Here is a 12,797-nt window from a genome sequence, read left to right on the forward strand (position 1 = left end):
TCACGAAATGGAATGTCCGCTGCTGGACACCGTTTGGGCTCCCACGATGCGCAACCGATTCATCCCCATGTCGTGTCTCCTGGGTGCGCTGCTCGCGGCTGCTTCCGGCTGTGACGCACTTCCCACTCCCACCACCGACCAGAACTTTCCCGTCGAGCTGCCGGCGCCGGATGCCCGTGGCGCGACGGACGAGCTGACCGCCGCCGGCTGCAGCATCCTCACCACCTCGGCCGTCACGGCCAGCGGTGATGACGGCGCCGGCAGCGTCGCCGCCAACAGCCAGGACGACAACCTGACCACCCGCTGGAGTGGGCCGGGCAAGGGCGCCTGGCTCACCATGGACCTGGGCGCCTCCAAGTCGATTGCCGGCACCACGGTGGCCTGGCACCAGGGCAACACGCGGCAGAACTACTTCGTCATCTCCACCTCGACGGACGGCGCCACCTTCACCCAGGCGTACGCGGGGACGAGCGCCCTGAACACCGCCGCGCAGACGTATGCCTTCAGCGCGCGGCAGGCGCGCTACGTGCGCGTCACCGTCAACGGCAACTCGGTGAACGACTGGGCCTCCATCACCGAGTCGCGCGCCTGTGCGCAGCAGACGACGCCGCCGGCGCCCACGGCGGACTCGGGTCCGGCGCTGCCCCGGCTGCCGTACTTGCAGAGCGTGGGGCAGACGAGCGCCATCGTCGCCTTCCGCTCCGGCGTGTCCTGCACGCCCTTCGTGCGCTACGGCGAGGGCACGGACCTGTCCCGCACGGCCACCGCCACCGTGGCGGGCTGGCGGCACGCGGTGAAGCTGACGGGGCTGTCGCCGGGCCGCACGTACGGCTACAGCGTGGAGGCGTGCGGCTCCGTCACCGGCGTGCGCGCCTTCCGCACCGCGTCCGCGACGGGCACGCCGCGCGTGCGCTTCACCACCATGGGCGACTTCGGCACGGGCGGCAGCTCGCAGAAGGCCGTGATTGCCATGATGAACAAGCCGGAGTGGCGCGGTGAGTTCCTGGTGGCGCTCGGCGACAACGCCTACTCCTCCGGCACGGAGCAGGAGTTCCAGGACCGCATGTTCACCCCCATGGGGCCGCTGCTGCGCGAGGTGCCCATCTTCCCCTCGCTGGGCAACCACGAGTACGTGACGAACCAGGGGCAGCCGTACCTGGACAACTTCTACCTGCCCACCAACAACCCCTCGGGCACGGAGCGCTACTACTCGTTCGACTGGGGCAACGTGCACTTCGTGGCGCTCGACTCCAACTGCGCCATCGGCCTCGCGTCGTCGGACCGCTGCACCGCCACCGCGCAGAAGACGTGGACGGAGCAGGACCTGGCGGCGTCGAAGCAGCCCTGGAAGATTGTGTTCTTCCACCACCCGCCCTGGTCCAGCGGCGAGCACGGCTCGCAGCTCTCCGTGCGGCGCAACTACGCGCCCATCTTCGAGGCGAACGGCGTGGACCTGGTGCTCACCGGGCATGACCACAACTACGAGCGCAGCAAGCCGATGAAGGGCGACGCGGTGGCCGCGGCGGGCACGCGCGGCATCCCGTACATCGTGGTGGGCAGCGGCGGCGCCACCCTGCGGGCCTTCCCCAGCAGCCAGCCCACGTGGACCGCGAAGCGCGACAACACGACGTATGGCTTCATGGACGTGGTGGTGGACGGCGGCACGCTGACGGCGAGGCTCATCTCCTCCGCCGGCACGGTGAAGGACACGCTCACCCTCACCAAGACGCTGCCGACCCCGGTGACGACGGCGCTGAAGGCCCAGGCGCTGGAGACGCAGACCGCGCCCGGTCCCGTGGACGACCCGGCGCGCGCCCCCGAGGGCCTGCGCTTCGACACGCAGCTGCCTCCCGCGGACCGCCTGGAGGACACCGCGGACCATGATGAGCCCGTGAATCAGTAGCGCCGCGCTTTCGCATCACTGAAGTACCGGGGCCTCCCGTCTTCCTTCGCGAAGACGTGGAGGCCCCGTGTGTTTCCGGCACGGTCAGCGACATGACAGTCCGCGACGCGAGAGCAGCCGTCCCGGGATGCGATTGTCATCGGCCTGGGGGGCGGACTTGCCGGCACGGCTTGCACTGTCCATGGCACATGTACACCTGCTGCACGGGGCCGAGCGCGGGGAGTGCGATGAAGTCGGTTGGGGTGTGGAGGCGCGTGACGCGCGGGTATGCGTGCGTGCTGGGGATGGTGCTGGGCGTGGGCTGTGGTGGCGAGGGCGCGGGCTCACGGCAGGAGCGGCAGCCTCCCCCGGACGAGTCGCCCTTCGTTCCCACCGATGCAGGGACTGGCTCCGAGACGGGCACGCCGGACGGCGGAAACATCATGGAGCCGCCTCCCGACGAGGGGGGCCCGGATGCAGGGGCCGAGGTGGATGCCGGCACCTCCACCGGGCCCGACGCCGGTGCTCCGGACGGAGGCAGCGGCAATCCCCCCGGCAATGGTGACGGCGGCACCGATGCGGGGACTTCGGGAGGAGATGACGGAGGGACGTCCACTCCGGACGGGGGCGTGCCTCCCATCTCGGGCGGACCCGTCCAGCGTGGCGCGCACTGGCGCGCGTCGTACTACGCGGGCGTGTCCCCGAGCGGTCTCGCCGTGGGCGACTTCAACGGCGACGGCGCGCCCGATGTGGCGGTGAATGAGCGGGGTGCGGGCTTCGTGAGCCGGTACAAGGCGCGGACGGGCCACTTCGCCCTGCTCCTGAACGACGGGAAGGGCGCGCTGCACAAGCCCTCTTCGCGTCGCATGCTCTACAGCTCGTCCGGGCGGATTGCCGCGGGAGACGGCGACGCGGACGGGAACCTGGATGTGCTGGTGGGCACGCGGTCCGGGGCCCTCTTCATCCCCGGCAACGGGGATGGGACCTTCGATGCGATGGCCACCTCCGTGGCCACCGGCCTCGTCTCGGGCCTGGGCTTCTGGCCGGGCCAGGGCGTCGGCGCCCCGCGTGTCTGGGCCGCGGGTGCCAGCGCCGGCCCCAATGATGGCCCGTACACCGATGCGAGCCTCGGACTCCTCGTCTCCTCCGGGGACGGCACGCTCCAGCGCCGCGAGGTCAACGGGGAGGACGGCTGGCCGTTGGTGCGCTACGGCGACGAGCCCGCGGCTGCGTTCGCGGACTTCAACGAGGACGGCCACCTGGACCTCGTCCTCTCCACGGGACGCTGGCGGCTGACCCGCTTCTTTGGAAGTGCGGACGGCCGCTTCTCCGCGGTCCAGCTCGAGGAGCGGTACCTGGACTTCCTCACGAGCGCGGACCTCGATGGCGACGGCCACGCGGACTTGTTGGGGGTGGACGGAAAGGAAGTGTGGACGTACCTGGGGACGGGGACTGGCAACTTCTCCACCGGCCTCATGACGCGCCTTCCCACGGCTGCGAGCCACCTCGTGGTGACAGACGTGGATGCCGACGGGAAGCCCGACGTGGTGCTCCTGCACCGGGATGAGGGGCAGGTCTCGCTCTGGCGGGGCAACGGCCTGGGCCGCTTCGACGCGCTCGCCGTGCTCGCCACGGGCCGCCTGCCGAGCGATGCCGCCGTGGCCGACCTGGACCGGGACGGCGTGTCCGAATTGCTGGTGGCGGAAGCGGGCGACAACGCCGTCTCCGTCTACACCCTGCCGCGTGCCCCCGTCGCCGAGGAGCCCTTCACGCCTCGCTGCCCCATGGTCCTGCATGACGGCCCGGCCGAGGGCGCCGCGCCCGAGCCGCTCCTGTCGATGGAGATTGACTTGAGGAACACCGGTATGCGGAAGCCGTCCGTGGCGGTGGGGGACTTCGATGGCAACGCCCACCAGGACCTCGCGATGGTCTCCTCCGAGGGCGGCGTCCAGCTGGTGCTGGGGGACGAGGAAGGGCACCTGCGGCTGAGTGACGTCTTCCATGGCGGGGATGTGCAGACCTTCGCGGCGGGCGACTTCAACGGTGATGGTCTGACCGACCTGGCCACCATCTCCTGGCGGGGCGGACTCCAGCTGCGGTGGAGTGATGGGCAGGGCTTTCCGGACGCGACGACCGTCCCCATCTTCGCGGACTTCGGCGGCGACCTGGTGGCGGCGGACTTCAACCGTGATGGGCGCATGGACCTGGGCGCCGGTCTCGCCACGTCGTGCCCCACGCGGGGCGTCCTCCTGACGAACCAGGGTGGGGGCGAGCTGAAGATAAACGAGCTGCCCGACCACAACATCGAACCGGATGACCAGTGCGGCGGTGGCGGGCCGCCCCTCGCCGCCGACTTCAACGGGGACGGCACGCTGGACCTCCTCCACCACACGCTGGCCCTCAACCTCAACTACACGACGAAGGAGGGGACGGTGGTGCCGGGGGAGGGCTTCGCTCCGCTGTACTTCGGCGGCGGCGGCGCGGAGAGCGTCGGTGACGTGGACGGGGACGGGCGGGTGGACCTGCTGCTGTCGGGGCCGGAAGGGATGACCGTCGTGCGCGGCGACGGGGGCGGCACGCTCGAAGCGCCGCTGCTGTGCCAGATGAAGGCCGCGGGGCAGGCGTTGTTCGAGGCGGTGGACGTCAACGGCGACGGCATCCTGGACCTGCTCGGCAGGGACCCGGCGGGTGCGGTGCTGGTGGTGCCGGGCGAGGGGGGAGGGAAGTATCGCCCCGTGCTGCGCTACCCGCTGGAGGCGAAGCCGGTGTGGGCCGGGCCGGTGGACCTGCTCGGCGATGCGCAGCCGGAGCTGGCGGTGCTGCTGGCGTCGGGCACGCTGAAGGTGTTCCCCTCGCCTTGAGGACACAGGCCGTACCGCGGGCTGGCGCGCGCCGGCCCGCGGTTTTATGACAGGCGGCATGCGCTACTTCGACGACTTCCAGCCAGGTGAGGTGAGCGAGTTCGGGCCGTACGTCATCTCGCGCGAGGACATCATCGCCTTCGCGAAGCAGTTCGACCCGCAGCCCTTCCACCTGAGCGACGAGGGCGGCCGCGAGGGCATCTTCGGCGGCCTCATCGCCAGCGGCTGGCACACCGCCTCCATCTGCCACAAGCTCATCGTGGAGGGGCTGCTGGGGAAGGCCGCCAGCCTGGGCTCGCCCGGACTGGACGAGCTGCGCTGGCTCAAGCCCGTGCGCCCCGGCGACGCGCTGACGGTCCGCACGGAGGTCGTCTCCACCACGCCGTCGCGCAGCAAGGCGGACCGCGGCGCCATCAAGTTCCGCTTCGAGGTCCGCAACCAGCACGGCGACGTGGTGATGACCGAGCTGGCCAACGCGCTTTTTTCGCGACGCCCGGCCGTGTAGCGCTCGCGGAGTTCCTGGGACGCTCTACGGCTGCGTGCGCTCCAGAAGGCGTAGGAGCCGGTTCCTGAGGGCCTGGAACTCCTCGATTCGCTCAGGTTCAAGCGCGAGGGCTGCACCGAACCGGACGCCGACCCGGTCGACATGGCAGGTGAAGGGGAGCCGCGGCGCGGTCATGAGCTGGCGCTCGAATGCGTCCAGCGCCGCGCGCAGCGTCTCGACGGAGGTGTCGTCCTCGGCGACCACGTCGAGATAGCTCCTGACCGTGTTTCCGCCGGGCTTGATGTCCCAGTCGCTATGCCGCAGGACGCCTGGGTACTGCTCTGAAATCACCGGCACCGGAGGATTGACCCAATCAATCGACTCGGCGTGGGGCGTGCCCTGATGAAGGCTGAGGAAGGCGTTGATTCCCTGCCTCGTAGAGGGGGACTCGACCCGGTGTGCCGTCGCGTACATCAGTGCAACTCCTCTTCTCGGAGCGGGCTGGATTGGCCCTCACTGACGGCCTTGTCCTTGAGGACGCCCTCGACGCCCGGGAGCGCGTAGGGGGACAGTGGCATTGCTGGGGGCGAACGCAGGTCGACAAGCGCGCGCCAGTGTCGCTTGAGTGAGCCGACCCCGCTCCGGAGCGCGCTCCAGTTCTGCTCCGCAACGGCTGTTCCCAGTTCGCCCATGGGGAACTTCAGCGCGTCCAGGGCTGCATGCCAGCCCAGTTCTTGAAGTCCAGATAGCCGGGCGAAGAAGACTTCCCAGCGCGCGGCCTGGAGGCCGCTGTCCTCTGCCGTACCGGTGACGAGCAGGTCGGAGCCATCCACGAAGATTTCCCGGTCGATGTCGTCCAGGAGGCTGGACGCCCAGTCCCATCCCTGCGCTGACGGGGGACCGGGATGGAGGGCGCCACGGACCAGGCAGGCATGCACCAGGGCCCGGCCGCCATCAACAGACGCCGCGAAGAAGAGCGGGAGGCTCGCCGCGAGCCTGCGGTCATCCATCGCATGGAAGGTGATGACCTCCCAGGTCAGCGGGGTGACGGAATCGCCACGCTTCTCGCTGGGCGGCCGAGAGGCGCGCGGCTCTCGAGACATCAGGTCTGCCATGGAGGGACAGGCGGCGAACTCCTCCGCATGCTCCAGGAGTGACTCCTCGGTCAGGAAGCGGGGCAGGTCCTTGCGGTGCAGGTACTTGCAGGTCGTCTGCTCGGGCCGCTCGATGAGCGAGCGCCACTTCATGCAGTACCCGCTCCCCACGCCCAGCGTCAGCCCCTGGGAGGGGTTGTAGATGCAGTTGCGACAGGAGAAGAGGTCCATGGCTACGCCCGGGTAAAGTATCGCCGCACGTGAGGTCTTGCCCACTCGGACAGTTCCTTGCGGCTGATGCGAGTGGTGTCGAAGGCCCAGAGCACGAGCGCTTCCTTGCGCTGAATGGCCCTGGGCAGGGCGCGGGCCGCCAGCTCGCGAGCCTTGCGGTCCTCCGAAGTCACCTCCTGGCGGAGCACTGTCATCAGCTCCTGAGGGGCCAGCACCCTGTGCCCCTCGGCCGCGGCGGGGGCCTCATGAAAGCGCCAGAGCTGCGGCCCGAAGTCCTTGATGCACGCCGGGTCCGTGCTGAGCGACGTGTATCGGGTGCGCTTGCCTCGCGCATGCACGATGTGCTCCGCATAGGTCGCCTCGTTCCCCAGGTTCGGAGGCGTAATCTCATCTGACTGGTCTTGCCGGAAGTAGTCCGCGCCCACATGCCCTCCCTCTCTTCCTCTCAGTGCAAGGCCGGGGCCTTCCGTGCTGCTCAGGCGCCACAAACACCGAGGGCCTCCCGCTCCCAGCCCGGGTGCGTGGAGGCCCTCCGTGCTTCAGGCGCGTGTGACGACTACGCCGCCGTGCGGTGCAGGTAGTCGATGAGGTCGATCTTCGTGACGATGGCGACGACCTTCTCGCCCTCCTTCACCACCGCGACGTTGTCCTGGGCGAACACCTCGCGCAGGCGGGTGATGCTGGTGTCGGGCGACAGCGCGCCCTGCAGCGGCGAGACGATGGCGTCGATGGCGTCACCGAACTTCACCTTGCCGGCGACCAGGGCGTTGAGCAGGTCGTACTCGTGCACCATGCCCACCGCGCGGCCGTCCTCGGTGACGACGGGCATCTGGCTGATGCCGTGGCCGCGCATGGTCTCCACCACCCGGTCCACCTTGTCGCCCTTGCGCGCCGTCTTCACGTCCTTGCGCTTGTCGCCAATGATGTCGCGCACGGTGCCGGTGCCCTTCTCCTCCAGGAAGCCGTTGTCGCGCATCCACTCGTCCGAGTGGAACTTGCTGATGTAGCTGCTGCCCGAGTCGGGGAGCACCACGACAATCGTCTTGCCCTTGCCCACTTCCTTCGCCAGCTGCACGGCCACGTGCACCGCCGCGCCGGAGGAGCCACCCGCGAAGATGCCCTCCTCGCGCGCCAGGCGCCGCGCCGCGAGGAAGGACTGGCGGTCATCCACCTGCCGCACGTCGTCCACGACCTTGAAGTCCATGGCGCCGCACAGCATGTCCTCGCCGATACCTTCCACCTTGTAGACGTGCGGCTCGGTCAGCTTGCCCGTCTTGAAGTAGCCCTCGTAGACGGAGCCCACCGGGTCCACGCCCACGTTCTTCAGGCCGGGAATCTTCTCCTTCAGGAACTTGCCGGCGCCGCTCATGGTGCCGCCGGTGCCCAGGCCCGACACGAAGTAGTCGAACTTGCCCTCGGTCTGCTCGTAGATCTCCGGCCCGGTGAGCTTGTAGTGGGCCTCGATGTTGTCCGGGTTGTGGTACTGGTTCAGCATGAAGGCGCCGGGCGTCTCACGGTGCAGCCGCTTGGCCGTCTCGTAGTAGCTGCGCGGATCCTCGGCCGGCACGTTGGTCGGCGTCACCACCACCTGCGCGCCCAGGGCCTTGAGGCGGTTGATCTTCTCCAGGGACATCTTGTCCGGCATGGTGAAGATGCACTTGTAGCCCTTCACCGCCGCCGCGAGCGCCACGCCCATGCCGGTGTTGCCGGACGTGTTCTCCACGATGGTGCCGCCGGGCTTGAGCTTCCCCTCCCGCTCGGCCTTCTCGAGGATGTAGAGCGCCATGCGGTCCTTGATGGACGCGCCCGGGTTCATGAACTCGCACTTCACGAGCACGGTGGCGTCGTTCGGGCCGACGAGCTTCTGGAGCTTGACCAGCGGCGTATGACCGATGGCGGAGAGAATGGTGTCGTGGATGTCCATCACTGCTTCCGGAAAAAGGGTTCGCGGCGCGTCTTATATGTCGCCGCCCGGGCCCGGTCGACAGCACGCGACATCTCGGCCCCTCGGTGAGGAACAGGGCCGGGGCCGGAGGCCTTCCGGACCCGTTTCTCCTACACCCCGGCCGGCTGCATGCCGGGGGCGGGCCCTGGCCTCGCTCCTCGGGTGGCAGGCGGCCCTCAACGCGGTGCGACGTGGTGTGTGGGGTAGGGTGCCGCGTCGCGTACGTGACAGCCCGGGGGGCTTCCTGCCGTTCGCGTTTCGTGGGCTTTGACCGGGATGGGAGCGGCTCCCATACTCGGGAGCCTCTCGTCTTGAACCCCCTTTCGGAGAAGCCCGTCGATATGGAACTCGAGGCCGCCCTGCGCGACCAGGTGGGACAGGCCGTTGGCCGTCCCGTTCCCCACGCCGCCATCAAGAAGCTGAAGGGCGACGCGAGCAACCGCTCGTACTACCGCGTTGGCGCGGCGCCCGAGAGCTGGGTGGTGATGGTGATGCCGCCGGACGCGACGAAGAAGAGCGAGGAGGCCACCAAGGGTGAGCCCCCGAAGGAGCTGCCCTTCGTCAACGTGCACCGCTACCTGGAGAAGCTGGGCGTGCGCGTGCCGCGCATCCTCCGCTACGACGAGCCGGCGGGGATGATGGTGCTGGAGGACCTGAGCGACATCACCTTCGAGGCCGCGCTGGAGGGCGGCAAGCACAACGAGGCGCTCTACACCCGCGCGGTGGACCTGCTGGCGCGCCTGCGCGCGCAGGCGGAGAAGCACCAGGACGCGGACTGCCTCGCCTTCACGCGCGCGTTCGACGAGGACCTGTACGACTGGGAGCTGCACCACTTCCGCGAGTGGGGCCTGGAGGCGTGGAGCGGCAAGAAGCCCACCGACGCCGAGCGCGCCGAGCTGGACCGCACCTTCCGCGACATCGCGAAGCAGCTGGCCGCCGCGCCGCGCGGCTTCACGCACCGCGACTACCAGAGCCGCAACATCATGGTGAAGGAGGGCGAGCTGGTCGTCATCGACTTCCAGGACGCCCTCCAGGGCCCGCGCCAGTACGACCTGGTGGCCTTGCTGCGCGACAGCTACGTGGAGCTGGACCGCGCCTTCGTGGACAAGATGCTGGACCGCTACATCGCGACGTTCCAGGCGGCGAGCGGCGAGCGCATCGACGCGGCGGCGTTCAAGTCCTTCTTCGACCTGCTCACCATCCAGCGCAAGCTGAAGGACGCGGGGCGCTTCGAGTTCATCAACCGCGTGAAGGGCAACCCGGGCTTCCTGGTGTCCATCCCCGCGTCGCTGCGCTACGTGCGCGACGCGTTCGCGCGCAAGCCGGAGCTGCGCAAGCTGCAGGAGCTGGTGGCGAAGTACGTCCCCGAGCTGGCCGCCTGAGCGGCCCCACGCCCGGGGAGGGGAGACGACAATGAAGGCGATGGTCCTCTGCGCGGGGCTGGGTACCCGCCTGCGTCCGCTCACCGAACGCTGGCCCAAGCCGGCGATGCCGTTCCTCGGGCAGCCGCTGTTGCGCTACCACCTCGCGGTGCTGAAGGCCGCGGGCGTGACGGCGGTGGGCATCAACACCCACCACCTGCCGGACACCATGGCGGAGGTGGCCCGCGCCGAGTGCGCGCGCCTGAAGCTGCCGCTGCACGTGGTGCACGAGCCCGTCATCCAGGGCACCGGCGGCGGCATCCGCGGCCTGCGCGAGTTCCTCTCCGGGGATGACTTCCTCGTGTTCAACGGGGACATCCTCTACCCGGTGGACCTGCGGCCGGTGGTGGCCATGCACCGGGCGTCCGGCGCGGTGGCCACCATGGTGCTGCAGCCCATGCCGGAGGGGGAGAAGTACGCGGCGGTGGAGCTGGACGGCGGGGGCCGGGTGCGGAGCATCGCCGGCCACGGGCCCGGAGGCGAGGGCCTGTCCCCGTGGCACTTCACCGGCGTGCACGTGATGTCCCCGCGCATCTTCGACTTCATGACGGCGGAGGGCCCCGAGGACATCAACCGCGAAGTCTATGTGCGCGCCATGCAGGCGGGGCAGACGGTGCGCGGCGTGCGGGTGGACGGGTACTGGTCCGATTTGGGCACGCCGTCGCGCTACCTGGCCACGGTGCAGGACGTGCTCGCCGGGCGCGTGCGGCTGGAGTGGCTGGGCGTGGACTCGCCGCTGGCCGGCACGATGCGCGGGCCCGGGGGCGCGTGGCTGTCTCCGGAGGCGCAGGTGGACACGACGGCGGTGGAGGGGCCCGTGTACATCGGTCGCGGGGCCACCATTGCGGCTGGGGCTTCGGTGGGCCCGGGCGTGTCCGTGGGAGCGGGTGCGAAGCTGGGCGAGGGCGCGAAGGTGCAGCGCGCCGCCGTGTTCGAGGAGACCGAGGTGGCCGCCGGCGAGTCGCTGTCCGAGGTGCTCGCGTGGGGCCCGCACCGGATTGCCGCGCCGCTCGGCGGGCGGTGAGGCGCTTCGCGGCGGACGGGCCCCGGTGCTTCGGGGCCCTCCACCGCGAGCAGGACTGGCTCAGGCGGCGTGGTAGCGCGCCAGCACGCAGGTGACGTTGTCGTTGCCACCCGCGGCGTTGGCCAGGTCGATGAGCTGGCCGCAGGCCTTCTCCAGCTCGGGCGTGCGCTGGAGGATGTCCTGCATCTGCGCGTCCGTCACCATGCCGCTCAGTCCGTCCGAGCACAGCAGGAAGACGTCGCCCTCCTGCGTCTCCACGCGCGACACGTCCACCTGGACGTTCTCCTTCATGCCCAGCGCGCGGACGATGACGTTCTTGTGAGGGAAGTTCTCGATTTCCTCCGGCGAGAGCTTCTTCGCCTTGAGGTAGTCGTTGAGGAGCGAGTGGTCCTCCGTCACCTGCTTGAGCGTGCCGGAGCGGAAGAAGTACACGCGGCTGTCGCCCACGTGGCCCACATAGGCCACGTCGCTGGCGAAGTGGACGGTGACGATGGTCGTCCCCATGCCCTTGAACTTCGTCTCGATGCTGGCCTTCTCGTAGATGCGCGCGTTGGCGAGCTTGATGCCGGTGGCGAGCCGGTTCTCGTCGTAGTTGCGCTGCTTGTCCATCTTGAAGGGCCAGGTGCAGTCCTGGTCCTTGGACGTCATCCGGTAGAACTCACCGAGCTCGTCCACCGCGATGCGGCTGGCAATCTCGCCGGAGGAGTGGCCCCCCATGCCATCCGCCACGCAGAAGAGGTTCTCCTCCTGGAGCACCAGGAAGTTGTCCTCGTTGTGATTCCGCTTCATCCCGACGTGGGTGCTGCCGGCTACCTCGATACGCATGCTCGGGAACTCTTCTGGAGGGGGCGGGAAACTGGCGCCGGAGGTTAACAAAGCCCTCGGAAAACGGTCAAAACTCGTGCCTGCCCGCTGTTCGGGCAGGGGAATCCAGGCTCAAGGCTGGACTCCGGAGACCGGCTCGAAGGTCAATCGGTCACCCTCCCGGGTGCCGCTCGCTTCGAGGACGCCCGCCGGGAGCTCCAGCACGGAGCGTGACTGGAAGTAGACGGACGTCGCCCTCCAGGGAGGGAATGCGGACAACTGCTTGACGATGACGCCCTGGCGGTCCAGGAACACCACGTCGATGGGGATGCGCATGAAGAAGGTGTGGATGGAGTTGCAGGGGAGGATGTGCATCCCCTCGCCCACGGCGAGCGAGCGCCGCCCCATGAGCCCCTTGAAGCGGTGGAGGAACCCGGTGGCCTGCTCGGCCCGGTCCGCCAGCAGCCGCTGCCGCGTCTCGTTGTTCACCCTCCAGCGCATGTAGCGCGTTCTATCCCATGCTCGAACCCCTGGCGCGTCCGCTGCACCTGGTCCTGGTGTCCCCCCAGATTCCGCCCAACACGGGCAACGTCGCCCGCCTGTGCGCGGTGACGGGCTGCCGCCTCATCCTCGTGGAGCCGCTGGGCTTCTCCATCGACGACAAGCACCTGAAGCGGGCGGGGCTGGACTACTGGGACAAGGTGTTCCTGAAGCTGTATCCCACCTATGCGGCGTACGTGGCGGACTTCCCGGACGCCCGGCGGTGGCTGTTCTCCGCGCGGGCGGAGACGTCGCTGTACGAGGCCCGGTTCCAGGAGGGAGACCACCTGGTGTTCGGCTCGGAAGTTACAGGCCTGTTGCCCGAGGTGATGGACGGAGGGACGGGGACGGCGGTGACGATTCCGATGCTGGCGGAGCGGCGGAGCCTGAACCTGTCCACGGCGGTGGGCATCGGGGCGTATGAGGCCCTGAGGCAAGTGGCTTTCAGCACAGCGGGCAGGCAGGCACCCCCGGCAAGTTGAGGGGCGGTGCGGAGGGACTACACTGCGGC

Annotated in this window: 12 protein-coding genes; 6 read left to right on the forward strand and 6 right to left on the reverse strand. The window is 69.2% G+C overall.

The genetic code is table 11. The annotated features are described in order from the left end of the window. Nucleotides 1-67 precede the first annotated feature (67 nt). The 3 genes from ACX9TP_RS11285 (at nt 68) to ACX9TP_RS11295 (ending at nt 5,248) form a co-directional block, all read left to right on the forward strand. Complete coding sequence (locus ACX9TP_RS11285) at nt 68-1,903, forward strand: metallophosphoesterase (protein ID WP_482979709.1); 1,836 nt, start codon at nt 68-70, stop codon at nt 1,901-1,903. Nucleotides 1,904-2,130: 227 nt separating this feature from the next. Further along, the gene (locus ACX9TP_RS11290) at nt 2,131-4,743 is read left to right on the forward strand and encodes an FG-GAP repeat domain-containing protein (RefSeq protein WP_482979710.1); all 2,613 of its coding nucleotides are present in this window, start codon (nt 2,131-2,133) and stop codon (nt 4,741-4,743) included. Nucleotides 4,744-4,801: 58 nt separating this feature from the next. Continuing rightward, on the forward strand, nt 4,802-5,248 hold the full coding sequence (locus tag ACX9TP_RS11295) for a MaoC family dehydratase (RefSeq protein WP_482979711.1): 447 nt from the start codon (nt 4,802-4,804) through the stop codon (nt 5,246-5,248). A 24-nt stretch (nt 5,249-5,272) separates the two neighbouring features. Here the strand turns inward: ACX9TP_RS11295 and ACX9TP_RS11300 are convergent, their stop codons facing one another. The 4 genes from ACX9TP_RS11300 to ACX9TP_RS11315 form a co-directional block, all read right to left on the reverse strand. Further along, the gene (locus ACX9TP_RS11300) at nt 5,273-5,701 is read right to left on the reverse strand and encodes a hypothetical protein (RefSeq protein ID WP_482979712.1); all 429 of its coding nucleotides are present in this window, start codon (nt 5,699-5,701) and stop codon (nt 5,273-5,275) included. Beyond that, nucleotides 5,701-6,552 carry a hypothetical protein gene (locus ACX9TP_RS11305; RefSeq protein WP_482979713.1) on the reverse strand — a complete coding sequence of 284 codons (852 nt, stop codon included), beginning with the start codon at nt 6,550-6,552 and terminating at the stop codon, nt 5,701-5,703. The genes ACX9TP_RS11300 and ACX9TP_RS11305 overlap by 1 nt, the downstream gene beginning before the upstream one ends. Before the next feature lie 2 nt (nt 6,553-6,554). After that, nucleotides 6,555-6,977, reverse strand: coding sequence for a hypothetical protein (locus tag ACX9TP_RS11310; RefSeq protein WP_482979714.1), 423 nt, complete (start codon nt 6,975-6,977; stop codon nt 6,555-6,557). A 131-nt stretch (nt 6,978-7,108) separates the two neighbouring features. Next, nucleotides 7,109-8,476 (reverse strand): pyridoxal-phosphate dependent enzyme, encoded by a 1,368-nt coding sequence (locus ACX9TP_RS11315; protein WP_482979715.1) that lies wholly within the window; start codon nt 8,474-8,476, stop codon nt 7,109-7,111. Between the two features lie 362 nt (nt 8,477-8,838). Here ACX9TP_RS11315 and ACX9TP_RS11320 point away from each other — a divergent pair, with 362 nt between their 5' ends. Beyond that, complete coding sequence (locus ACX9TP_RS11320) at nt 8,839-9,879, forward strand: aminoglycoside phosphotransferase family protein (RefSeq protein WP_482979716.1); 1,041 nt, start codon at nt 8,839-8,841, stop codon at nt 9,877-9,879. A gap of 31 nt (nt 9,880-9,910) precedes the next feature. Continuing rightward, nucleotides 9,911-10,942 (forward strand): nucleotidyltransferase family protein, encoded by a 1,032-nt coding sequence (locus tag ACX9TP_RS11325; RefSeq protein ID WP_482979717.1) that lies wholly within the window; start codon nt 9,911-9,913, stop codon nt 10,940-10,942. A 60-nt stretch (nt 10,943-11,002) separates the two neighbouring features. Here the strand turns inward: ACX9TP_RS11325 and ACX9TP_RS11330 are convergent, their stop codons facing one another. Beyond that, nucleotides 11,003-11,767, reverse strand: a complete 765-nt coding sequence (locus ACX9TP_RS11330; protein WP_482979718.1) for a Stp1/IreP family PP2C-type Ser/Thr phosphatase — start codon at nt 11,765-11,767, stop codon at nt 11,003-11,005. 111 nt (nt 11,768-11,878) lie between these two features. Continuing rightward, the gene (locus ACX9TP_RS11335; RefSeq protein WP_482979719.1) at nt 11,879-12,247 is read right to left on the reverse strand and encodes a DUF192 domain-containing protein; all 369 of its coding nucleotides are present in this window, start codon (nt 12,245-12,247) and stop codon (nt 11,879-11,881) included. Between the two features lie 17 nt (nt 12,248-12,264). Here ACX9TP_RS11335 and ACX9TP_RS11340 point away from each other — a divergent pair, with 17 nt between their 5' ends. Then, nucleotides 12,265-12,768: a tRNA (cytidine(34)-2'-O)-methyltransferase gene (locus ACX9TP_RS11340; protein ID WP_482979720.1), complete on the forward strand. Its 504-nt coding sequence runs from the start codon at nt 12,265-12,267 to the stop codon at nt 12,766-12,768. Nucleotides 12,769-12,797 lie beyond the last annotated feature (29 nt).

The sequence above is a fragment of the Pyxidicoccus sp. M15 genome (assembly GCF_056858435.1).